A 23,824-nucleotide genomic window follows, 5' to 3' on the forward strand; every position below is an offset into this window, starting at 1 on the left:
GTGGTTCTTGGCACCGCCCAGCGCCTGCACTCGCTTGCCGTGGGCCGAGGCGGTGGCATAGATGTACTGGGCGATAGGGGTGGAACCGACAAACGACACGGCACCTACTCGCGGGTCGGTCAGCAGCACATCCACCACCTCCTTGTCACCGTTCACCACGTTGAGCACGCCGTCAGGCAGACCAGCCTCCTTGAGCAGCTCGGCCATCCGCAGCGAGAGGGAGGGATCCTTCTCGGAAGGTTTGAGAATGAAGGTGTTGCCGCAGGCGATGGCGACCGGGAACATCCAGAGCGGCACCATGGCCGGGAAGTTGAACGGTGTGATACCGGCGCAAACCCCGACCGGCTGCATCATGGAGTAGCTGTCTACCCCGCGGCCCACGTTAAGAGAGTGCTCCCCCTTGAGCAGATGGGGAATGCCGCAGGCAAACTCCACCACCTCCAGCCCGCGGGTCAGCTCACCCTGCGCATCGGAGAAGACCTTGCCGTGCTCGCGACTGATGAGCTGGGCAAGCTCGTCTCTGTGCTGCTCCATCAACTCCTTGAAGCGGAAAAAGACCCGGGCCCGCACCAGCGGCGGGGTTTGCGACCAGTCGGCAAAGGCACGCTCGGCAATGGCGATCGCCTCCTGACACTCGGCGGCGCTGGAAAGCCCGACGCTCCCCTGCAGCTTGCCGCAGGCGGGATTGAAGATGGCCCCCTGGCGCTCGCTGCGACTCTCCTGCGGCTGGCCGTTGATGAAGTTGCTGACCCTGTATGTCATGTATCCTCCGTAATAACTGATGCAGTAAATGCGCTGAGCAAATCAACGCAAGGCCCCGCCAGTGCGGGGCCATCAAATATGGGTTAGGGTTGTGCCTGCAGGGCATCCTGCAGCAGGGTGAACAGATCGTCGATCTGACTGCGCTCGATGATGAGGGGTGGCGACAGGGCGATGATGTCGCCGGTCACCCGGATCAATGCCCCCTTCTCGAAGCAGCGGACAAACACCTCGTAGGCGCGCTTGCCCGGTGCATCCGGCATGGACTCCAGCTCGATACCCGCCACCAGCCCGTAGTTGCGCACATCCTTCACATGCTTGCAGCCCTTCAGCGAATGGGCCGCCTCCTCCCAGTAGCCAGCCAGATCGGCTGCGCGGCTGAGCAGGTTCTCGTTGCGATAGATCTCGAGGGTCGCCAGACCCGCAGCAGCAGCCACCGGATGGCCGGAGTAGGTGTAGCCGTGGAACAGCTCGATAGCCCCCTTGCCTGCCGCCATCATGTCGTCATAAATGTGCTTCTGCACCAGCACCGCGCCCATGGGGATAGCGCCGTTGGTGAGCCCCTTGGCGCAGGTGATCATGTCGGGGATGACATCGAACTCCTGTGCGGCGAAGGGGGAGCCGAGGCGACCGAAACCGGTGATCACCTCGTCAAAAATCAGCAGGATGCCGTGCTTGGTGCAGATATCCCGCAGCCGCTTGAGGTAGCCTTTGGGGGGCATCAGCACGCCGGTACTGCCGGCGATGGGCTCGACGATCACCGCCGCAATATTGCTGGCATCGTGCAGGAAGACGATCTTCTCCAGCTCGTCGGCCAGCGCCACATCCTCCTCGGGCAGCCCTTTGGTGAAGGCGTTCTTGGCGATATTGAGGGTATGGGGCAGATGATCCACCCCGGTCAGCAGGGAGCCGAACCACTTGCGGTTACCGGGAATCCCCCCCACCGAGATGCCGCCAAAGCCGACCCCGTGATAGCCACGCTCGCGGCCAATCAGCCGGGTGCGGGTGCCCTGACCGCGAGCCCGCTGCCAGGCCAGCGCGATTTTGAGCGCGGTATCGACCGACTCTGAGCCGGAGTTGGTATAGAAGACGTGGCCAAACCCCTTGGGGGCGATCTCCACCAGCCGGTTGGCCAGCTCGAACGGCAGGGGGTGGCCCATCTGGAATGTGGGGGCAAAATCGAGGTGGGAAATCTGCTGGGAGACCGCCTCGGCAATCTCGCGCCGACCATGGCCCGCGTTGCAACACCAGAGTCCGGCTGTGCCATCCAGTATCTTGCGGCCATCCTCTGAGTGATAATACATCCCCTCTGCCGACTTCAGGATACGCGGCGCCGCCTTGAACTGCTGGTTGGCGGTGAACGGCATCCAGAACGCGGACATGTCGGAGGGCGTATTGATGTCGCTGATCGGTTTCATGGTCACCTCATCCTTAAGGTGTTTAGCAACTGTCGGCCAATGCCTATTAAATTAAACACCTGAATCCATAAAAAAGGGCCCGTTATCGCCCTGTCTGGTGCCACCCCTAGCTAGGCGCATCAGCAGGGTGGTATAAGATATTTAACACAATTTTAATAATAGTAAACAGTCAAGGAGTGTCTATAGATGGATATCGGTCACCGCCTCAAGGCGGTTCGCACCAAGGCAGCCCTCTCCCAGCGCGAGCTGGCCAAGCGCTCCGGTGTGACCAACGGATTTATCTCCCAGATCGAGAAAAATCAGGTGAGCCCCTCTGTCGCCTCCCTGCGCAAGGTGCTGGAAGGCATCCCCATGTCGCTGGCCAGCTTCTTCACCGAAGAGACTGAAATGGGCACCGAAGTGATCTTCCGCGCCGCCGATATGCCGGATCTCGGCACCCATCCCATCAGCTACCGGCTGGTCGGGCACAGCCGTGCCAACCGCGCCATCGGCATGTTGCAGGAGGTGCTGCCACCGGGCGCCGACACCGGCGACGACATGCTGAGCCACGAGGGTGAAGAGTGCGGCATCGTCATCAAGGGCGAAGTTGAAGTGACCGTGGGCGAGCAGATCTACCTGCTGGGCGCCGGGGATGGCTACTACTTCGACAGCCGCACCCCCCACCGTTTTCGCAATAGTGGCGAACAGGAGTGCGTGCTGATCTCGGCCAACACCCCCGCCAGTTTCTGACATTCAGAGGCGAATCGGCAGGGGGACAATGTTTAATGAATTGTTACAAGATGGATTTACAAGCGGCAGGATGTTTAGCATATTGATACGCGGAAACTGACTTTTGCCGGTTCAAGGAGTGAACATGAGTGACCTGACCCTGGCCCAGTGGCAACACAAGGCCGCCCATCTGACCCTGCCCTCGCAAGCCTTTATCAACGGCAGCTATCGGGATGCCGTCAATGGCGCCACCTTCGATTGCATCAACCCGGCCAACGGCAAGCTGCTGACCAAGGTGGCAGCCTGCGATGCCGCCGATGCCGAACTGGCGGTACAGGCTGCGCGTGACGCCTTCAACGACAAGCGTTGGAGCGGCCTGCCGCCGAAACAGCGCAAACAGATCATGCAGCGCTTCGCCGAGCTGATGCGCCTCAACAAGGTGGAGCTGGCGCTGCTGGAGTCGCTGGATATGGGCAAACCCATCGGCGATGCCATGGGCTATGACGCCCCCGCCGCCGCCAACTGCATCGCCTGGAACGCCGAAGCGATCGACAAGATCTACGATCAGGTCGCCCCGGTGGAAGAGTCAGCCCTGGCGCTGGTGACCCGCGAAGCGCTCGGGGTGGTCGCCGCCATCGTGCCGTGGAACTTCCCGCTGGTGATGGCCTGCTGGAAGCTGGGCCCGGCGCTCGCTACCGGCAACTCGGTCATTCTCAAGCCTTCCGAAAAATCCCCCCTGACCGCCCTGCGCATCGCAGGTCTGGCCAAGGAGGCAGGTATTCCGGACGGCGTGTTCAACGTGCTGCCGGGCTTTGGTCATACAGTGGGTGAGGCGCTGGCCATGCACATGGATGTGGACTGCATCACCTTCACCGGCTCCACCAAGATCGGCAAACATCTGGTGCAGTGCTCCGGCAAGTCCAACCTCAAGCGCGCCTTTATGGAGTGCGGCGGCAAGAGCCCCAACATCATACTGGCGGATGCGCCGGATCTGGACGCCGCGGCCAAGAGCGCCGCTGGCGCCATCTTCTATAACCAGGGCGAGGTGTGTACCGCCGCCTCTCGCCTGCTGGTGCAAAACAGCATCAAGCCACAATTTATGGAGCGACTGCTGGCCCATGCCCGCGAGTGGATCTCGGCCAACCCGCTCGACCCTGCGACCCGCATCGGCGCCATGGTGGATCACATCCAGATGGAGCAGGTGCTGCACTATATCGAGATTGGCAAGCAGGAGGGGGCTAAACTGCTGCTGGGCGGCAACCGCACCAATATGGAGAGTGGCGGCTTCTATATCGAACCCACCATCTTTGACGACGTGACCCCGCAGATGCGCATCTTCCGCGAGGAGATCTTCGGCCCTGTACTGGCGGTGACCGGCTTCGATACGCTGGAGGAGGCTATCGCGCTGGGCAATGACACCGACTACGGGCTGGCGGCGGCGATCTGGACGGCGGATCTCAACAAGGCGGTGAAAGGCTCGCGCGCCCTGCGCGCCGGTACCGTGTTCGTCAACAACTGGGACGGTGGTGACATGACCATGCCGTTTGGCGGCTTCAAACAGTCCGGCAACGGTCGCGACAAGTCACTTCATGCGCTGGAGAAGTACACCGAGTTGAAAAGCACCTGGATTCAGCTGGAATAACACGACAAAGCAGCACTATCGGATCAAAAAGGGGGAGAAATCCCCCTTTTGCATTTTTGGCCTTCCATCACCGGGCTCAATCCTTATAATGATAAAAAAGCCAACATGTTAAATATAAAGACAAAAATGCTATTTTTTCTGGGAAGCGTACTTTTTCTGGTGATCGGTTTGCCCCTGCTGTTCTTCGTGCTGGGGCACGGCGAGGCCTACGTGACCTGGGGCCCCTGGATCTCCGCCATCGCCCTGATGTTGTGGCTGTTGATGGATGTCGACAAGATCCGCCGTGGTAAAGGCTGACCGGCCAGCAACACACCTCCTTTCCCTCAAACTTCGTTTATTCGCTTCTTTCCCCGCAAAAGGATCGCTACACTGATTTTTTGCGATGTTTTCCCGCATCCAACGCTTCAGTAAAGGTCATCCGCATGCCGCAACAGATCCAGCGTCAGGGCGTCATCTACGCCCTGTGCGCCTATACCCTTTGGGGCATAGCCCCCATCTATTTCAAGACCATCTCTGCCGTTCCGGCCGCCGAGATCCTGACCCACCGGATGATCTGGTCCTGCGTGCTGCTGATGGTACTCACCCTGGCAGGGCGCCAGTGGCACAAGGTGCAGGCGGTGCTGCGCCAGCCAAAAGTGTTGCTCACCCTGGCGTTTACCTCGGTCACCGTCGGCGGCAACTGGTTGCTGTTCATCTGGGCCATCAACAACGGCCATATGCTGGATGCCAGCCTCGGCTACTACATCAACCCGCTGTTCAACGTGCTGCTGGGGATGGTGTTTCTGAGCGAGAAGCTACGCCGCCTGCAGTGGTGGGCCGTGGCGCTGGCCTTTGCCGGGGTGGCGATCCAGCTTATCGCCTTTGGCTCCTTGCCCTGGATTGCGCTGGTGCTGGCGTCGAGTTTTGCCATCTATGGGCTGGTGCGCAAAAAACTGGCCCTCGATGCCCTCACCGGTCTGCTGATCGAAACCATGATCATGCTGCCGCCAGCGGCCATCTATCTGTGGGGCTTTGCCGACAGCCCCACCAGCCATCTCACCCAGAACGATTGGCACCTCAACCTGCTGCTGATCGCCGCAGGCGCCGTCACCACGGCACCCCTGCTTTGCTTCACCGCCGCCGCGACCCGGCTCAAGCTCTCCACCCTGGGCTTCTTCCAGTACATAGGCCCCAGCCTGATGTTTATCCTCGCAGTCACCCTCTATGGGGAAGCGCTGGCGATGGACAAACTGCTCACCTTCGCCTGCATCTGGAGCGCGCTGGTGCTGTTCAGTCTGGATGGGCTGCGCAGCGGCAAAGCCGCGCCAAGCCGGACCTGACACCGCCTCACCACCATCGACCCCGGCTCATCAGCCGGGGTTCTTTTTCGTGCCACCAGCGGCCTTCAGACTGCGACTTCCCCTTCTCCAGAGCCGACTCGCCATCAACAGACCACACCCGAGTCTCACTATCCCGCCAGAGAGCTATGCTATCCATGAACGGAGCCGAATGGAGGCAACATGCTCAAGCACATTTACGACAGATCCCTGCTTTTTGGTCAGGTTCTGGGGATCATGGTCATTATCACGCTGATCTCCATCAGCTTTTTCGGGCTTTATTCGGTCCGGAGCGCAGCCGATCAGATGGGACAGGGGAAGGATGTGGTAGCCGATATTCTGCCGCCGCCTCTCTACCTCATCGAATCCCAGTTGCAGGTCTACACCCTGCTCCATGCCAAACCGGAGGAGCGGGAGGCTCTACTGCAAACCCTCGCCCGACTGCAGCAAGAGTTCGAGAGCCGTAACCGCTTCTGGCAAGAGAGCAGCCTGAACGAGCCCCTCAGAGAGCTGCTGCTGGGGGAGCAAAAAGTGCAGGGGGAACTGTTCTGGCAGTTGCTCAACGACAAGTTTGTCCCCGCCATCAAGGCGGGGGATCTGGCGCAGGCGCGCGCGCTTGCGGCACGCCTGCACACCCTCTATAACGCCCACCGGCTAGGGGTGGACGCCACAGTCATCCGCGGCAACCAGTATGCCGCCGAGCAGATGGCCCATCTCGCCAACACCACCCGACTCTGCTACGGCCTGCTGTTGTGCGCTGCAATGCTGGGGGCTGGGCTCATCTTCTGGCTGGGACGCCCCACCCAACAGCGGCTGCTGGCCGCTGGCAAGGCGACCGCCGCCATCGCCGAAGGGGAGTTGAACCGCCCCATGCCAGAGCCGGGCCTCGATGCCATCGGCGAGCTGATCCGCCAGATCGGGGCCATGCGTGACCAGCTGGCAACCCTGGTGGAGTCCCTGCAACGCAGCGCCAGTACGCTGGATGATCGCGCCACCAGCCTGACCGCCATGGCACAACGGCACACCGATGACAGTCAGGCGCAGGTCGGGGCGGCCCACCATATCGAACAGGCCATCGAACAGCTCACCCACTCCATTGAACAGGCGGGTAGCCAGCTGCATCAGGTAGGGGAGCAAACCCTGCAGTCAGCAGAGCGGGCACAAGAGGCGACGATCGCCATCCACACCGTGGAACAGGTGATCGGGGAACAAGTCACGGGAGTGAAGCAGGTCTCCCATACCATTTCGGATCTGGCAGGCCTCTCGCAGCAGATTGCCGGGCTGGCTGGCGCCATTCACGATATTGCGGAGCAGACCAATCTACTGGCGCTGAACGCCGCCATTGAAGCGGCGCGGGCAGGTGAACAGGGACGCGGTTTTGCCGTGGTGGCGGATGAAGTACGCTCGCTGGCGACCCGCACCGGCAGCGCCACCACCGAGATCAACACCATCATCGGCAAGATCCAGGATGTCAGCCTGCGCGCCGCCAGCGAGATGGATACCGAGCTGGCCCGGGTCGAACAGGCGGTCACTCACACGATGACAGCGCGCCTGAGCGTCGCCCGGATCGCGCAGAGCTGCGAGGAGATCAACCAGCGCATCGCTCAGGTCGATCAGTTGATGAGCGATGAGACACGGCTGGTGCAGGGGATCCACCATCAGGTCGGCGAGATGTCGCGGTTGGCGGCCGAGGCCAACCAGAGCGCCAGTCAGGCCGCCGAAGAGGCGACCATGGTCGCCCAGCACGCCCGCATCCTGACCAGGCAGACTCACCACTTCCATCTCGACACCACCCGCCATTGATCCCCGGCGCTGACGGGAGTCAGCGCTCCCCTTTTTCTCTGCACTGGTTAAATGGGTAGCATTAGACTCCATGAGGGAATAGGATCCGCCCCTCTGAAAACCAACTGCAAGGATCAACTGACATGACTCGAAAATGGTCGCTCCCCATCGTGGCAATCGCGGGGGGAGCGTTACTCTGGCTTGGCAACACCTTTGGTATGAAATGGGCTCTGATGGCCCTGATCGGATTCGGCTTCGGCTTCACCCTCTCCTTCAGCCGCTTCGGTATCGTCTTCGGTTGGCGCGAAATGCTGACCAAACGCAACAGCTACTACGTACGGGTTCACCTGCTCACCATCGCCATCGAGATTCTGCTGTTCACCACCTTCCTCTCCTTTAGCCACGCCCTGTTTGGCGATGCCATGGTGGGTAACGTGATGGCTATCGGCATTCCCTTCATCGTCGGAGCCTTCCTGTTCGGCATCGGCATGCAGCTGGCTGGCGTCTGCGCCACCGGCACTCTTTACTGCTGCGGCGAGGGGCAACCCCGCTTCTGGCTGGTGCTGATCTGCTACGGCATCGGCACCCTCATCAGCAACCAGTTCCGCCCCGAACTGGAGGCCACCTTCTCCAGCCATGTGGTGCTGGCCAAGGATTTGACCGGCAATATCTGGAGCGGCATGCTGCTCAACCTGGCGCTGGTCGCCGCGCTGTTCCTGCTGTTTCGCAACAGCGAACTCAAGCGTACCGGCGAGCTCAAGCCCCTCTTCAGCGGCGGCAATCTGTTCTGGCGCGATGGCCGCTTTACCGTGCTGACCGGCGGCATCATCATCGCCATACTCAACTCCACTGTCGTCGCCCTGCACGGCTCGGCCTGGACCATCACCGGCGCCGTCTATGACATGGCGCTGCGCGGCGCCTCCCTGTTCGGCCTGTTCGAAGGCAACCCCAAGCTGGCCCAGCCACTCTTCATCAATCCCATGGTCGGCATGTTCTGGCTCGGCATTCTGGGGGCCATGCTGGCGCGCTGTTTGAGCGGGGGCGGCACCTTCGCCCCGATGCGGATCGGCAACAGTCTGGCCTCAATCATCGGCGGCCTGTTGATGGGGATGGGCGCCATGTACGCCGCCTGCAACCTCGGCGGCTTCTTCGATGGCACCGCCTCTGGCAGCCTGCACGGCTGGGTCTGGATGCTGATGGCCCTCGCTGGCAGTCTCATCGGCATTCGCCTGCGCCCGCTGTTCGGGCTCTGAGGCTCGACATCGTAAACACCCCATAAGAAACGGGAGGCCAAGCCTCCCGTTTTACATTTATTGCTCCCGTCGCTCTGCTTATTGGACAGGCTGGGAAACCCCTTCCAGATGGATTTCCACCCGGCGATCCGGTGCCAGACAGGCGATCAGCTCTTGCTTGGAGCGGCTGGCGCAGTTGTTGCCAGTAACCGGATTGGCCTTGCCATGCCCCTCGACCCGCACCTTGTCGGCATACAAGCCTTTGGATACCAGATAGCTGGCCACGCTCTGGGCCCGCTTCTCGGAGAGGGCCAGGTTGTAGTTGTCGGAACCGATGCGGTCGGTATAACCGATGACAGTTGCGACGCCATCTTTCGGATTGGCCGCCACAATCTGGCTGAACAGGGCATCGAGCGCCTGATTGGCAGCCGGTTTCAGGGTCGCCTTGTTGAACTCGAACAGCACATCGGAACTCAGGCTGAAGGTCTTGGGCTCAACCACGGCTACAGGTGCCGGTTCGGCGGCCGGAGCGGGCGCCGGTGCTACGACTTCGCCACCTTGCTGACCGAAGCGATAGAGCATCCCGAACGAAATAAGGCCGTTATCCATCTCGATACCGGAGCGATCGAGAGAGGCATCTCCCAGCGGCGTGGTGTACTGGTACTCCAGACGGGCAGCCCAGTCACGATCGATGGCGTATTCGGCACCCAGCGCACCAACAAATGCGGCGCCATGCTTCTTGCCGGTCTCGCTGGTATTGGCGAAGCTGATCTCGCTATCCGTCCAGGCATAAGCGCCGCCCAGTCGGCCATAAAGATCGAGCACGTTGGTGGCCGGGAAGCTGATCTTCATGGTGGCCTGAATCATCTGGCTCTTGGCTTCGGTATTGAGAGTATTGGTGCCAGTGCCCGAAGTGGTGTCGTATTTGCCAAGCCAGTCATAACCCAGCTCGAAACCCAGGTTGGGGTTGAGCTGGTAACCGGCGAACAGGCCCAGACCCAGATCATCCGTGTTCTCGCTGGTATTACCCAACGTCTGGGCAATCGACTCGGCATACTGGTTGTGGTCAACGCCATAGTAATTGGACCAACCGGCCTTGCCACCGACATACCAGGTATTGTCCTGAGCGGCGGCCTGCACGGCTCCGGCCGCCAGCAAACCACTGACCAATACGGCAAGCATGGATTTATTCATATTTTCGCCTCTGCAATAAGTCGTTATGGGCGCCTGAGTGCGCACTTTCCCTGTGTGAAGCCGTCAGGCGGCCTCTCCGCTATTCAGGGTATCCCATCCGAACGCAGCCTCAAATGACCAAGCCATCAGGAGTGTGAGCTTGCCAGCAATATCAGGCGTAAAAATCACCTGTGTACCTATTCACACTGTTTTGTCAGTTAAACCATGACGTTGCGTCGTACGGAGTGGACCTATCCACACGCAGCAATAGAAAAGGGAGGCATAACGCCTCCCTCCTGATGAGTTGTTGCAACCCCCTTACTCAACTGGCCAGGAACAGCCGGTAGGCGGGGTCGTCGCTCACCTCTTTCCAGCCGTAGCCAATCTCGCGCAGGTAGTCGTGGAAGGCGGCCACGTCCTCGTCAGGCAGCTCGAAGGCGCAGAGCACCCGGCCGTAGTCGGCACCGTGGTTGCGGTAGTGGAACAGGCTGATGTTCCAGCGACAGCCCAGAGTCTCGAGGAAGCGCATCAGGGCGCCCGGCTGCTCCGGAAACTTGAAGCTGTAGAGACGTTCACCGAGGGGCCGAGCCGGGCGGCCGCCTATCATGTAGCGCACGTGGTTCTTGGCCAGCTCGCTCTCGGTCATGTTGACCACCGGGTAGCCGTTGCCACCGAGCTGATCGATGATCTGACCCAGCTCCTCGTCACCGCCGGTGAGACGCACCGAGACGAACAGCGACGCCTGCTCGGCATCGGCGTAGCGGTAGTTGAACTCGGTCACCATGCGCGGCCCGAGCTGACGGCAGAAGTCGAGGAAAGCCCCCTTGCGCTCGGGGATGGTCACCGCCAGCATACCCTCACGCTTCTCGCCAATCTCGCAGCGCTCCGACACGTAGCGCAGGCTGTGGAAGTTGACGTTGGCGCCGGACAGAATGGCTGCCATCCGGCCACCCCTGACCTGCTCCCGCTCGCTGTAGGCCTTGAGGCCCGCCAGCGACAGGGCCCCCGACGGCTCGGCAATGGCGCGGCAGTCGTCGAAGATATCTTTCAACGCGGCGCAGATCTGGTCGTTGGAGACGGTCACCACCTCGTCCAGGTACTGGTTGCAGAGGCGGAAGGTCTCCTCGCCGATGCGCTTGACCGCCACCCCGTCGGCAAACAGCGAGACCCGCTCCAGATTGACCGGCTCGCCAGCAGCCATGGCTGCCTTGAGACAGGCGGATCCTTCAGCCTCCACCCCGATCACCTTCACATCCGGCAGCAGCTGCTTGATATAGACCGCCACCCCGGCGGCCAACCCACCGCCGCCCACCGGCACGAACACGTGAGTGAGGTGGGTATCCTGCTCCAGCAGCTCCTTGCCGATGGTGCCTTGCCCCGCAATCACCTCGACGTCGTCAAACGGCGGGATCAGGGTGTAACCCTCCAGCTCGGCGAGACGGCGACTCTCGCCGTAGGCCTCGTCGAAGCTGTTGCCAAACAGCATGACGTTGCCGCCCTGACGGCGCACCGCGTCGATCTTGATATCTGGCGTGGTGTTGGGCATCACGATGATCGCCTTGATGCCGAGCTTGGCCGCCGACAGGGCGACCCCCTGCGCGTGGTTGCCGGCAGAGGCGGCGATGACGCCGCGCTCCTTCTGCTCCTCGGTCAGGGTAGCGATCTTGTGGTAGGCGCCGCGCAGCTTGAAGGAGTGGACTGGTTGCAGATCCTCCCGCTTCAGGCTGACATGGTTGCCGAGCCGCTCGGAAAGTTTCTTCAGGGTTTGCAGGGGGGTAACCCGCGCCGCCTCATAGACGGGGGAGAGCAACACCTTGCGTAGATAATCCGCCGCAGAGACCATGATTTATTCCCCCAGCATCGAGCGATCGCGCACCGCGCCTTTATCGGCGCTGGTGGCGAACATGGCGTAGGCGCGCAGGGCAAAGGAGACCTGACGCTGACGATCGAGCGGCTTCCAGCCCCGAGCCTCTACGGCGATACGGCGGGCGGCCAGCACGCTGTCGGCCACCTCCAGCACCATGCTGCGGGCCGGGATGTTGATGCTGATGATGTCGCCATCCTCCACCAGACCTATGGTGCCGCCGGAAGCGGCCTCCGGCGAGACGTGGCCAATGGAGAGACCCGAGGTGCCGCCGGAGAAGCGGCCGTCGGTAATCAGGGCACACGCCTTGCCCAATCCCATGGATTTCAAATAGGTGGTGGGATAGAGCATCTCCTGCATGCCCGGGCCCCCTTTCGGCCCTTCGTAGCGGATCACCACCACCTCGCCCGCTTTCACGGTACCGTCGAGGATGCCGTTCACCGCGCTCTCCTGACTCTCGAACACCCGGGCAGGGCCACGGAAGGTGAGGTTCTCCTCATCCACCCCGGCAGTCTTGACGATGGCGCCGTTGACCGCGAGGTTACCTGAGAGCACCGCCAGACCGCCCTCCTGGCTGTAGGCGTTATCCAGCGAGCGGATGCACCCTTCAGCGCGGTCCAGATCCAGCTCCGGCCAGCGGCAATCCTGACTGAACGCCTTGGTGGTGCGGATGCCGGCCGGGCCAGCGCGGTAGAAGTCCACCACCTCCTGACTCGGCTGGCGGCTGACGTCATATTCATTGAGCTGTTCGACGAGGGAGCAACCCAGCACGGTACGGGTATCCCCATGCACCAGACCCGCTTTTTCCAGCTGACCCAGAATGGCGACCACGCCGCCGGCGCGGTGTACATCTTCCATATGGTACTTCTGGGTGGAGGGTGCCACCTTGCAGAGCTGGGGCACCTTGCGGGACATGCGGTCGATATCGGCCATGGTGAAGTCGACGCCCGCCTCCTGCGCCGCCGCCAGCAGGTGCAGCACGGTATTGGTAGAGCCGCCCATGGCGATATCGAGCGCCATGGCGTTCTCGAACGCCGCCTGGGTGGCGATATTGCGCGGCAGGGCGGTCTCGTCATCCTGTTCATACCAGCGCTTGGCCAAAGTCACGATGCGCTGACCCGCCAACTTGAACAGCTGCTCGCGATCGGCGTGGGTTGCCAGCATGGAGCCGTTGCCCGGCTGGGAGAGGCCGAGCGCCTCGGTCAGGCAGTTCATGGAGTTGGCGGTAAACATGCCGGAGCAGGAGCCGCAAGTAGGGCAGGCACTGCGCTCCACCTGTTCGCTCTGGGCGTCCGACACCTTGGGGTCGGCGCCCTGGATCATGGCGTCCACCAGGTCCAGCTTGATGATCTGGTCGGAGAGCTTGGTCTTGCCCGCTTCCATCGGGCCGCCGGAGACGAAGATCACCGGAATGTTGATGCGCAGGGCGGCCATCAGCATCCCCGGGGTAATCTTGTCGCAGTTGGAGATGCAGACCATGGCATCGGCGCAGTGGGCGTTGACCATGTACTCCACCGAGTCGGCGATCAGCTCCCTCGATGGCAGGGAGTAGAGCATGCCGCCGTGACCCATGGCGATGCCGTCATCCACGGCGATGGTGTTGAACTCCTTGGCGACGCCGCCGGCAGCTTCGATTTCGCGCGCCACCAGCTGGCCCAGATCCTTGAGGTGGACGTGGCCCGGTACGAACTGGGTGAAGGAGTTGACCACGGCAATGATGGGTTTGCCGAAATCCTGATCGGTCATTCCGGTGGCACGCCACAGGGCACGGGCCCCAGCCATGTTACGTCCGTGAGTGGTGGTGGCGGATCTCAACTTCGGCATGTCTCTACTCCCTGAATGCCCATATGGGCTCATTATCTTTGGAAATGAAAAAGTGACTCTCGGATCGGGAATCGATCCTGGTGAGGGCACCGCGCAGCGCCCTGACCGGAAGCGACTCGGGGAGGCACAGTGCCTCCCCTCTCTCATCAATCGTTGACGGGCGTCAGCCAGTCCCACTTGTCCTCGGTCTTGCCATTGAACAGGCCGAAGAAGGCGTTCTGCAGCTGCTCGGTCACCGGGCCACGGCTGCCAGCACCCACCTTCATCCGATCGACGGAGCGCACCGGGGTCACCTCGGCGGCGGTGCCGGTCATAAAGATCTCGTCTGCGACATAGAGCGCCTCGCGGGGCAGCGCCTGCTCGCGCACCTCGTAACCCAGATCACGGGCCAGCGTCATGATGGTGTCACGGGTGATGCCGGGCAGGATGGCGGCGGTGGCGGGCGGGGTAAACAGCACGCCGTTCTTCACCAGGAACAGGTTCTCCCCCGCCCCTTCGCTCAGATAGCCGTTCACGTCCAGCGCCAGCCCCTCGGCGAAGCCGTTGCGTTTGGCCTCGCGGCTGATCAGCTGGGAGGAGAGATAGTTGCCACCCGCCTTGGCGCCGGTGGGGATGGTGTTGGGAGCGAGCCGGTTCCACGAGGTGACGCAGACATCCACCCCGTTTTTCAGTCCCTCTTCCCCCAGATAGGCGCCCCACGGCAGGGCCGCCACCATCAGGTCAGCCTTGGCATCCAGCGGCGGATGCAGCCCCAGCCCCACGTTGCCGACAAAGGCCAGCGGGCGCAGATAGCCGCTCTTCAGGCCGTTCTCGCGCACCACGGTGCGGCAGGCTTCATTAACTTCGGACTCGCTGTAGGGGACGTCCATCCAGTAGATCTTGGCGGAGTCGAACAGGCGGCGGGTGTGCTCCTGCAGACGGAAGATGCAGGTGCCCTTGGGTGTGTCGTAGGCGCGCACCCCCTCAAACACCGAGGAGCCGTAGTGCAGGGCGTGGCTCATCACGTGCACCTGGGCATCCTGCCAGGGCACCAGTGTGCCGTTGAACCAGATGTATTGCGGGTGAGTGGCGGATTGGGAAGGCTGTGACATTGGCTTTGCTCCTTAAGCTCTGATCCGGGGTTGCTGTTCCAGTGCATCGACCCGGGAGACGTCCACCAGCTTCACCAGCTGGCTCCACAACTGCTGGATGGGACGCACCGACTCGACAGTAACCGTGATCCGCAGCTGTTGGCAATCCTGCTCCATATTCAAGGCGCAGAGATTGAAGCCGCGGTGGCGCACCACCCGCAGCACCCGCTCCATCACTTCGGGTCTGGGCTGGGCGTGGATATGCAGGGTGTGCTGTGCAAATGCTGGCTGGGCAAGGGTGTGCGGGTTCATGGGCGTTGCTCCATCATCTGGTGGTTGGCGACTCCCGGCGGAACCAGGGGCCAGACGTTTTCTTCCTCTGAAATGGCCACATGCAGCAGGTAGGCACTCTCGCTTGCCAGCAGGCGATCGAGGGCGCCGGCTATCTGCTCCTTGCATGTGATGGTTTCGCCGGGGATGCCGAAGGCGGCAGCCAGGGCGACGAAGTCGGGGTTGTCGGAGAGGATGGTCTCGCTGTAGCGGCCGTCGAAGAACAGCTCCTGCCACTGGCGCACCATGCCGAGGCGCTGGTTATCCAGCAGCACCATCTTCACCTTGAGTTGGGCGCGGCGGATGGTACCGAGTTCCTGCACGTTCATCATGAAAGAGCCGTCACCGCTCACCAGCACCACTTCATCCTCCGGGCGCGACATCTTGGCGCCGATGGCGGCGGGCAGGCCGAAACCCATGGTGCCGAGACCGGCGCTGGAGAGGTGGTTGCGCGGGCTGGTGAAGCGCATGTGCTGGGCCACCCACATCTGGTGCTGACCCACGTCGCATGCCACCACGCTGCTCTCCGGCAACTTGGCAGATAGCTGTTTGAGCAGAGCCGGGGCATAAATGGCCTGACCCGGATGGTCGTAGCGAAACGCATATTCGCGGGCCATGGCGGCGCAGTGTTCACTCCAGGGGGCGATGTCGAGAGTCATGGCGAGGCGTGGCAACACCTGCTTGAGATCCGTGGTGATACCCACCTCGGCGGCGCGGCGCTTGCCGAACTCGGCGGCATCCACATCGAGGTGGATCACCTTGGCCTCGGGGGCGAACTCCTCCAGCTTGCCGGTCACCCGATCATCGAAACGGGCGCCCACCACCAGCAGCAGATCGCACTGCTGCACCGCATAGTTGGCCGCCTTGGTGCCGTGCATGCCGAGCATGCCCAGATAAACGGGGCTGTCGGGGTCGAGCACACCAATCCCCTTGAGAGTGGTGACCGCAGGCATGCCGGTAACGACGGCAAACTCGCGCAATTGCTGCTCAGCGTTAGCCATGCCCACCCCACCGCCGACGTAGAGCACCGGACGCTCGGCGGCGGCCAGCAGGGTGCGAGCCGCGGCCAGCTCCGAGGGGTTGAGCGCCTCCGGCTCTGCCACCGCAAACAGCGGGCTCTGGGCAGGCACGGCGGCCAACTGCACATCCTTGGGGAGATCGATCAGCACAGGACCGGGGCGCCCTTCGGTGGCGATAGCGAAAGCCTCGGCAATCACCTGAGGCAAATCAGCCACGTCCGTCACCATAAAGGAGTGCTTGGTGCAGGAGAGGGACATGCCGAGCACGTCGACCTCCTGAAACGCATCGGTGCCGATGGCGGAACAGGGCACCTGACCGCTGATGGCCACTAACGGTACCGAGTCGAGCAGCGCCTCCGCCAGACCGGTCACCAGATTGGTGGCGCCGGGGCCGGAGGTAGCGATGCAGACGCCCACCTGACCGGAGGCGCGGGCATAACCGACCGCCGCCATGGCGGCGCCCTGCTCGTGGCGGCAGAGCTGATGGGCCAGACCACCGTCATACAGAGCATCGTAGACCGGCATGATGGCCCCGCCCGGGTAACCAAACACCTGGGTCACACCCTGTTTCTTGAGAGCCTGTACCAAAAACTGCGCGCCGTTCATGTGGAAAATCCTGTCCTTTGGTCGAAAAAAAAACCCCCGAGCTGTGAGGCTCGGGGGTCGCTTGTTTCGTTCTGTCCGGTGGTGGGTCTATCCCTTGTTCCGTGCAGCTAAACGAGCCCCGAGCGGTGAGATAATAATCACCACTAGGACCACAATAATGCTGACGAAACGGGAGGCCATGTTCATAGTTACAACCAGAAATCCTGTGAAATTGGGGCGGTTTCTACCGCGAATGGCTATTAGAACTAGCACGGTGATTTTTATTGGGCAAGCCTTTTTTCTGTGACAACCCACTGATTTTGGCTATTCCCCAGCCGGAACTCTGGAATAAAAAACCAACAACAAGCAGTTAGTCAGAACATATATCAACTCAAGGACGGGATTTATGTCATTAGCTGTGGTTTATAGCCGTGCCAGCCTCGGGATCGCGGCCCCGCAAGTTACAGTGGAAGTTCACCTCTCCAACGGCCTGCCCGCCTTCAACATGGTCGGCCTGCCGGAAACCTCGGTGAAAGAGTCGCGGGATCGGGTGCGCAGCGCCCTGCTCAACGGCAATTTCGAGTTCCCGAGCAAACACATCACCGTCAATCTGGCCCCCGCCGATCTGCCCAAGGAGGGGGGCCGCTTCGATCTGGCCATCGCCATCGGCATTCTCGCCGCTTCCAAGCAGATACCGGCAAAATACCTGCTCGATCACGAATTTTTGGGGGAGTTGGCCCTGACCGGCGAAATTCGTCCCGTGCTCGGGGTACTGCCTGCCGTACTCGCCTGCCGGGATGCGGGGCGCACCCTGCTGGTACCGCGAGAGAACGGCCCGGAAGCCTCTCTCATTCAGGATGCCGAGGTGCGCACCGCCCACCAACTGCTGGCCGTCACCGCCTGGCTGGCAGGACAATACGAACTGCCGCTGCCGGATCCCCAAAGTGCGGAGAGCCTGCCCGATGTGCCGGACCTGCAGGATGTGATCGGCCAGTCTCAGGCCAAGCGGGCGCTGGAGATCGCCGCCGCCGGCAGTCACAACCTGCTGTTCATCGGCCCGCCCGGCACCGGCAAGAGCATGCTGGCGAGCCGCTTGCCCGGCATCTTGCCACCGCTGAGCGAACAGGAGGCGCAGCAGACCGCCGCCATCCACTCCATCGGTGGCCTCACCCCACGCGCCGGTCACTGGCACCACAGGCCGTACCGCACGCCGCACCACAGTGCCTCGGCAGTGGCGCTGGTGGGAGGCGGCAGCCACCCGCGGCCCGGCGAAATATCCCTGGCCCACAACGGGGTGCTGTTTCTGGATGAATTGCCCGAGTTCGAGCGCAAGGTGCTCGACTCCTTGCGCGAGCCGCTGGAGACGGGCCACATCACCATCAGCCGGGCCGCCCGTCAGGTGGATTTTCCCGCCCGCTTTCAGCTGGTGGGTGCCATGAATCCCAGCCCCTGTGGCCACTATGGCGACGGCCAGACCCGCTCAAGCCCGGATCAGATCTTGCGCTACCTCGGCAAACTCTCCGGCCCTTTTCTCGATCGCTTCGACCTGACGGTGGAGGTGCCGCTGCTGCCCAAGGGGAGTCTGACCGGCAAGGCGGAGCGGGGGGAGTCGAGCCAGCAGATCCGCGATCGGGTGCTGGCGGCGCGAGAGCGGATGCTCAGCCGTAATGGCAAGCTCAACAATCTGCTGGATAGTCGTGAAATCGAAGATATTTGCCGATTATCGCCGCAAGATGCCGAGTTTTTGGAGAACGCCATCCAGAAGCTGGGGCTCAGCATCCGGGCCTGGCATCGCATCCTGCGGGTGTCACGCACCATCGCCGATCTGGCCGGGCAACCCGCCATCGGCAAGGAGCATCTTATTGAGGCGCTCGGTTATCGCGCCATGGATCGGCTGCTGTCGCGGCTGCGCAGCAGTTGACTGACGGGAAAGGGTGAGTCCAACCCCCGTAACGGCTCTGAATGGTCTCACGGGCCATCGGCTGATATTATGGCCACAGATCTGACCACTTGATGGCCCTTTATCGACAGCAAGACGGACCCGACTCATGCCCAACAAGCTGACAGAGCGACTGCGCGGCAGCCTCTCCACCCTGCTCTATTTTTTCAACACCCTCTTCTGGTTTGTCCCCATCTTCTCGCTGGGTCTGCTCAAGCTCCTGCTCCCCCTCAAGGGGTGGCGCACCCTCTGCAACTGGCTGCTCGATGGCTGTGCCAGCTGCTGGATCGGTTTCAACAATCTGATCCAGAAAACCATCATCAAAACCCCTTTCGAGGTGGTCGGAGTGGACAAAGGGCGCCGGAATGAGTGGTATATGGTGATTGCCAACCATCAATCCTGGGTCGACATACTGGTACTGCAGCGGGTTTTTAACCAAAAAATCCCCTTCCTGAAGTTTTTCCTCAAGAAAGAGCTGATTTGGGTACCTTTTCTCGGTCTGGCATGGTGGGCGCTCGACTTCCCCTTCATGCGGCGATATTCCAGAAAATTTCTGGAAAAACATCCCCATCTGAAGGGAAAAGATATTGAAACGACCCGTAAGGCCTGCGCCAGGTTCCGCCACATTCCGGTGAGTGTGATGAACTTCGTCGAAGGCACCCGCTTCACCGGCAGCAAGCATCAGAAGCAGGGCTCGCCCTATCGTCATCTGCTGCTCCCGAAAGCGGGGGGCATCGCCTTTACTCTGGCCGCCATGGGTGATCAGTTGCATCAACTGGTGGATGTCACCATCGCCTATCCGGACGGCATCCCCAGCTACTGGGACTTCATGTGTGGCCGGGTCGGGCAAATCAAGGTTCAGGTCCGCTATTTGCCGATCGACCGCAAGCTGGTGGGGGATTACTTCAATGACCCCGAGTTCCAACAAGAGTTTCAACAGTGGTTGAACGGGATCTGGCACGAAAAGGACCAGACCCTGAGCCAACTGCTGGCAACCAAGGCGCAGTAAACATTCATGCTATCCCTGCTTCCCGGCCCGCTGGTGCTGATCATCAGCGCAGGCCTGACCATCCTTTTCACCGCCTTGTGCGCCAGCCTGATCCTGCTGGTGTCGCTGGCCAAACTGCTGCTGCCGATCCCGACCTTTAGCCGCGCCTGCAGCCGGCTCAACAACCGCTTCATGCGTCTATGGCTGGCCTGCAATGCGCTGGTGATCCGCCTCACCACCCGTATTGACTGGCAGGTGGAGGACAATACCAAGCTGCGCAAGGATGGCTGGTATCTCATCATCAGCAATCACATGAGCTGGACCGATATCGTGGTGCTCGGCCACCTGTTCCGCGACCGGCTGCCGGTGCCCAAGTTCTTTATGAAGCACGAGCTGATCTACATCCCGCTGTTGGGGCTCGCCTGCTGGGGGCTCGATATGCCCTTTATGCGCCGCTATTCGCGAGAATTTCTGTTAAGAAATCCGCACCTGCGCGGCAAGGATATCGAGACCACCCGCAACGCCTGCGAGAAGTTTCGCCACATCCCCACTACCGTCATCAACTTCGTGGAAGGAACCCGTTTCACCGAGCAGAAACGGGATGCGGCCCGCTCCCGCTATCGTCACCTGATGCCGCCCAAAGCGGCAGGACTGGCCTTTACACTGGCGGCCATGGGCGAGCAGTTCGACAGCCTGATCAACGTCACCATCCGCTATCCGGACAACGCCGAGACCCCGTTCAAGGACTTCCTGATGGGACGGGTAAAACGCATTCAGGTGCGGATTGAGGAGCTGCCGGTGAATGAACAACTGATAGGAGATTACTTCAACGACAAGCAGTTCAAACGCGGTTTTCAGGAGTGGCTAAACCAGCGCTGGCAGGAGAAGGACGAGGTGCTGGAGGGGTGGCAGAGCGGTCAGTCACCGCTGCCGGTTGCCGCCAAATCCGGGGATGAATCCAAAGAGAGTGCCGAGGCCAACTCGGCCAACTGATCTTCGGAAAAGACCACAATCCCGTGGCGGCGCAGCAGGGCAGTGGTCTTGCCCTCGCTCGCCACAGAAACACCTTCGAAGCGGCCGTTATAGATACGGCCGCTGCCACATGAGGGGCTCCCCTCTTTCAGCAAGGCCAAGCGAATGCCCTGCGTCTGACAGATTTCCAGCGCCAGCTCGGCGCCGCGATCAAACTCGGCAGTCACATCCAGCCCGCTCGCCGTCACTACCCGCTCGCCCTGCCGCTCGGCAGGAGGGCGCGGGGTCGGCAAACCGCCAGCCACTTCGGGGCAGAAGGCCAGCACCCGCCCCTCGGCACCCAGCTCACTCAGCCAGTCGCTGACGATCCCCTTGCTCTGACCGTCGTAACGCACCGGCTGACCCAGCAGGCAGGCACTCACCAGCACCTTGTGCACGCCGGTCTCACTCATGCTTCCGCTCCGTGCATCACCTGATCGAACATCACGCAGCAGGGGCTCTCCAGCCGGTAGAGGATAGCGGGACGCTGTTTGCCGGTGCGCTTGCGGCCGGTATCCACCAGAATGTCGGCGCGATGGATCCGCTTGCGAAATGCCGCCGTATTCATGGGTGTTTGCAGGATGATTTCGAAGGCGCGCTGCACCTCTGAGAGGGTGAACTCGGGCCCCAGCAGTTGCAGCGGCAGGGTGCTGTAACGGCTCTTGATCCGCAGCCGCTCCAGCCCCTTGGCGATGAGCTGGACATGGTCGAAGGCGAGGCTCAGCCCCGGCAGGTTGGCGAGTGGATGCCAGCAGCCGTGGATCGCTTCCACTTCCGGATCCACCAGGCAGAGATAGACCAGGGTCGTGGACCAGCCGCGGGGATCCCGCTCCAGATTGCCGAGGGTGCAGACCTGCTCGCTGTAGCAGTGACCGAGCCCCCACTCCGCCAGCAGACGGCGCTGGGCGGCATCCAGATCCCGATCCCGGGTCTCGTCGATGCGCAGCGCCGGCAGTTGCCAGCAGTGGGCAAAGGGGGGGCGATCGCGGGTCTCGAGCAGCAGCTCGAGCCGCTCCTCATGCAACCGCAGCACCACCATATCCAGACTCATTCTCAGCATGCCGATCGCCCTGCTCGCCTTCCATTAATGTTTGGTAGATAATATCACACGAATAGTATGTGCAGGAGCCAATCATGGGAACCGTCGCCAGCCTGGATATTGATGCGCAGAAGGGCTTTACCCCCCTCTGCCCGAACGAACTGCCCGTCGCGGGCGGTGATGATATTGTGGCTGCGCTCAACGCTCAGGCCACCCTCGCCACGCTGCGGATCGGCAGCAAGGACTCTCACCCTGCCAATGCCGACTGGGCCGTCTCTGACCCCGCAGGCATGCTGTTGCCGCTGGATCTGCCCAACGCCGACCTCACTTGGCCGGTGCACTGCGTACCGGGCAGCAAGGGCTTCGAGCTGCTCGACGGCCTGCCCTCACCCATCGACTATGACTTCTTCGTCTGGAAGGGGGTCGAGCCTGATCTGCATCCCTATGGCACCTGCTTCCACGACCTGGCCGAACGGCGCAGCACCGGACTCATCGAATTCCTGCAAGCCCGCCAGGTCGATACCGTACTGGTCGGCGGCCTTGCCACCGACTACTGTGTCAAAACCAGCGTGCTGCAACTGCGCCGCGCCGGTTTCCGGGTAATCGTCCATCTCGATGCCTGCCGTGGCATTGCACCCGCGACGGTTGCCAGCGCCCACACCCAGATGATCGAGGCTGGCGCCGAACTGGCCCAAACCCTGATCGATGTACAACGCCTGCTGGACGCCTGATATGCCACCGATTCTTACCAGCCTGCTCGACACCGATGCCTGCACGTTACATATGCGGCAGGGGAGCACCATCGTGCTCACCAGTCTGCGAGGAGCCTGATATGCCCCCAATCCTCACCAGCCTGCTCGACACCGATGCCTACAAACTGCATATGCAGCAGGCGGTGTTCCATCGCTATCCGGATGCCGAGGTGGTAGCCGAGTTTCACAGCCGCAATGAAGAGGATCTGCTGCCCATGATGGGGCAGATCGAGGAGCAACTGCGCCTCGCCGGTTCCCTGCGACTGACCAAGCCAGAGCTCGATTTTCTGGCCGAGCGTCCCTTCTTCACCCCTGACTACCTCGACCACCTGCGCCGCAAGCCGCTCGACGCCTCCCTGCTCAAAGTGTTCGAGCAGGATGGCCGCATCAATGTGCGGGTCGAGGGGCCCTGGCAGGATGTGATCCTGTGGGAGATCCCGGTGCTCGCCATCATCAGCGAGATGCGCAACCGCTTCCGCTATCCCCAGTTCGGCGTCCGCCATGCGCTGGAGCGGCTCGATCAGAAGATCGACAAGCTGGAACGGGAGCTGAGCAGCGACGAGATGAGCGAGTTCAACCTCATCGACTTCGGCACCCGCCGCCGCTTCTCTCACGCGGTACAGGATGCGGTAGTGGGTCGCCTCAAGGAGCGGCTGCCGGCGTTTCGCGGCACCAGCAACTACATGCTGGCGCAGAAGTACAAGCTGCCTGCGGTCGGCACTCAGGCCCATGAGTGGTTCCAGGCACACCAGCAGCTCGGCTTCCCACTGGAGCACAGCCAGCGCGCCGCCCTCACCAGCTGGCTGGACGAGTTCACCGACCATCTCGGCATCGCCCTGACCGACTGCATCACCATGGATGCCTTCCTGCGGGACTTCGACTTCGAGCTGGCCAGCAGCTATCAGGGCTTGCGCCACGACTCCGGCGATCCCGTAGTGTGGGGCGAGAAGGCGATCAGCCACTATCAGCGGCTCGGCATCGATCCTACCGACAAGACGCTGGTCTTCTCCGACGGGCTCAACCTCGACAAGGCAGTGCAGCTGTTCCGCCACTTCCGTGGCCGCATCAATACCAGCTTCGGCATCGGCACCAAGCTCACCTGCGATCTGCCCGGTGTCAGCCCGATGAACATCGTCTTCAAGCTGATCGAGTGCAATGGCGGCCCGGTCGCCAAGATCTCCGACAGCCCGGGCAAAACCCTCTGTCGGGATGCGGAGTTTATCCGCAACCTCAAACAGGCGTTCCACGTCGGGGTCTGATCTTCCCGACAACCAGAAAACAAAGGCTCTGTCCCAATTATGTGTTGAAAGGCTAATCTTGAAGTAGGCCATCACCTTGAGGTCTACCATCATGGATACCCCAGCCTTTCAGCA

At 61.6% G+C, this 23,824-nt stretch carries 21 protein-coding genes; 11 read left to right on the forward strand and 10 right to left on the reverse strand.

What is annotated here, in order from left to right; translation table 11 throughout:
- Both DBR30_RS21755 and DBR30_RS06775 read right to left on the reverse strand, forming a co-directional pair.
- Positions 1–762, reverse strand: a 762-nt coding sequence (locus DBR30_RS21755) for an aldehyde dehydrogenase family protein (protein WP_258224312.1), incomplete at its 3' end; no start/stop codon positions are given.
- 83 nt (positions 763–845) lie between these two features.
- On the reverse strand, positions 846–2,177 hold the full coding sequence (locus DBR30_RS06775; protein WP_108541351.1) for an aspartate aminotransferase family protein: 1,332 nt from the start codon (positions 2,175–2,177) through the stop codon (positions 846–848).
- Positions 2,178–2,363: 186 nt separating this feature from the next.
- Between DBR30_RS06775 and DBR30_RS06780 the strand changes: the two genes are divergently transcribed.
- From DBR30_RS06780 to DBR30_RS06805, 6 genes are all read left to right on the forward strand, one after another.
- Positions 2,364–2,906, forward strand: a complete 543-nt coding sequence (locus DBR30_RS06780) for a cupin domain-containing protein (RefSeq protein WP_005339643.1) — start codon at positions 2,364–2,366, stop codon at positions 2,904–2,906.
- 124 nt (positions 2,907–3,030) lie between these two features.
- A complete protein-coding gene (locus DBR30_RS06785; protein ID WP_108541350.1) occupies positions 3,031–4,527 on the forward strand; it encodes an aldehyde dehydrogenase in 1,497 nt (498 codons plus the stop codon).
- Positions 4,528–4,653: 126 nt separating this feature from the next.
- Entirely contained in the window at positions 4,654–4,824 is a 171-nt protein-coding gene (locus DBR30_RS06790; protein WP_005341999.1) for a hypothetical protein, read from the forward strand.
- Positions 4,825–4,949: 125 nt separating this feature from the next.
- A complete protein-coding gene (rarD, locus tag DBR30_RS06795) occupies positions 4,950–5,846 on the forward strand; it encodes an EamA family transporter RarD (RefSeq protein WP_005356175.1) in 897 nt (298 codons plus the stop codon).
- A 180-nt stretch (positions 5,847–6,026) separates the two neighbouring features.
- A complete protein-coding gene (locus DBR30_RS06800) occupies positions 6,027–7,646 on the forward strand; it encodes a methyl-accepting chemotaxis protein (protein ID WP_108588252.1) in 1,620 nt (539 codons plus the stop codon).
- 122 nt (positions 7,647–7,768) lie between these two features.
- A complete protein-coding gene (locus DBR30_RS06805) occupies positions 7,769–8,878 on the forward strand; it encodes a YeeE/YedE thiosulfate transporter family protein (RefSeq protein ID WP_181363510.1) in 1,110 nt (369 codons plus the stop codon).
- A gap of 78 nt (positions 8,879–8,956) precedes the next feature.
- Here the strand turns inward: DBR30_RS06805 and ompA are convergent, their stop codons facing one another.
- The 6 genes from ompA to ilvG all read right to left on the reverse strand — a co-directional run bounded on the left by ompA (position 8,957) and on the right by ilvG (position 16,743).
- A complete protein-coding gene (gene ompA, locus DBR30_RS06810) occupies positions 8,957–10,051 on the reverse strand; it encodes a porin OmpA (protein ID WP_108541459.1) in 1,095 nt (364 codons plus the stop codon).
- A 301-nt stretch (positions 10,052–10,352) separates the two neighbouring features.
- Positions 10,353–11,873 (reverse strand): threonine ammonia-lyase, biosynthetic, encoded by a 1,521-nt coding sequence (gene ilvA / locus DBR30_RS06815; protein ID WP_108541460.1) that lies wholly within the window; start codon positions 11,871–11,873, stop codon positions 10,353–10,355.
- Positions 11,874–11,876: 3 nt separating this feature from the next.
- Positions 11,877–13,718: a dihydroxy-acid dehydratase gene (ilvD, locus tag DBR30_RS06820; protein WP_108541461.1), complete on the reverse strand. Its 1,842-nt coding sequence runs from the start codon at positions 13,716–13,718 to the stop codon at positions 11,877–11,879.
- 146 nt (positions 13,719–13,864) lie between these two features.
- On the reverse strand, positions 13,865–14,809 hold the full coding sequence (locus tag DBR30_RS06825; protein ID WP_108541462.1) for a branched-chain amino acid transaminase: 945 nt from the start codon (positions 14,807–14,809) through the stop codon (positions 13,865–13,867).
- 12 nt (positions 14,810–14,821) lie between these two features.
- Positions 14,822–15,100, reverse strand: a complete 279-nt coding sequence (gene ilvM / locus DBR30_RS06830; protein ID WP_005342011.1) for an acetolactate synthase 2 small subunit — start codon at positions 15,098–15,100, stop codon at positions 14,822–14,824.
- Positions 15,097–16,743, reverse strand: coding sequence for an acetolactate synthase 2 catalytic subunit (gene ilvG, locus DBR30_RS06835; RefSeq protein WP_108541463.1), 1,647 nt, complete (start codon positions 16,741–16,743; stop codon positions 15,097–15,099). Before ilvG ends, ilvM begins: the two co-directional genes overlap by 4 nt.
- A gap of 385 nt (positions 16,744–17,128) precedes the next feature.
- Between ilvG and DBR30_RS06845 the strand changes: the two genes are divergently transcribed.
- From DBR30_RS06845 to DBR30_RS06855, 3 genes are all read left to right on the forward strand, one after another.
- Complete coding sequence (locus DBR30_RS06845) at positions 17,129–18,643, forward strand: YifB family Mg chelatase-like AAA ATPase (protein WP_100647101.1); 1,515 nt, start codon at positions 17,129–17,131, stop codon at positions 18,641–18,643.
- A 127-nt stretch (positions 18,644–18,770) separates the two neighbouring features.
- Positions 18,771–19,670 carry an acyltransferase gene (locus tag DBR30_RS06850; protein ID WP_043823224.1) on the forward strand — a complete coding sequence of 300 codons (900 nt, stop codon included), beginning with the start codon at positions 18,771–18,773 and terminating at the stop codon, positions 19,668–19,670.
- 6 nt (positions 19,671–19,676) lie between these two features.
- Positions 19,677–20,642: an acyltransferase gene (locus DBR30_RS06855; RefSeq protein ID WP_108541464.1), complete on the forward strand. Its 966-nt coding sequence runs from the start codon at positions 19,677–19,679 to the stop codon at positions 20,640–20,642.
- On the opposite strand, the gene DBR30_RS06860 is transcribed toward DBR30_RS06855, so the two are convergent.
- Positions 20,567–21,073 carry a DUF523 domain-containing protein gene (locus DBR30_RS06860; protein ID WP_108541465.1) on the reverse strand — a complete coding sequence of 169 codons (507 nt, stop codon included), beginning with the start codon at positions 21,071–21,073 and terminating at the stop codon, positions 20,567–20,569. The genes DBR30_RS06855 and DBR30_RS06860 overlap by 76 nt on opposite strands.
- A complete protein-coding gene (locus DBR30_RS06865) occupies positions 21,070–21,720 on the reverse strand; it encodes an NUDIX hydrolase (protein WP_005339607.1) in 651 nt (216 codons plus the stop codon). The genes DBR30_RS06860 and DBR30_RS06865 overlap by 4 nt, the downstream gene beginning before the upstream one ends.
- A 74-nt stretch (positions 21,721–21,794) precedes the next feature.
- On the opposite strand from DBR30_RS06865, the gene DBR30_RS06870 reads away from it, so the two are divergent.
- Positions 21,795–22,430, forward strand: coding sequence for a nicotinamidase (locus DBR30_RS06870; protein ID WP_108541466.1), 636 nt, complete (start codon positions 21,795–21,797; stop codon positions 22,428–22,430).
- A 101-nt stretch (positions 22,431–22,531) separates the two neighbouring features.
- Positions 22,532–23,710, forward strand: a complete 1,179-nt coding sequence (pncB, locus tag DBR30_RS06875) for a nicotinate phosphoribosyltransferase (RefSeq protein WP_108541467.1) — start codon at positions 22,532–22,534, stop codon at positions 23,708–23,710.
- Positions 23,711–23,824 lie beyond the last annotated feature (114 nt).

The sequence above is a fragment of the Aeromonas sp. HMWF017 genome (assembly GCF_003061465.1).
GTDB lineage: Bacteria > Pseudomonadota > Gammaproteobacteria > Enterobacterales > Aeromonadaceae > Aeromonas > Aeromonas veronii.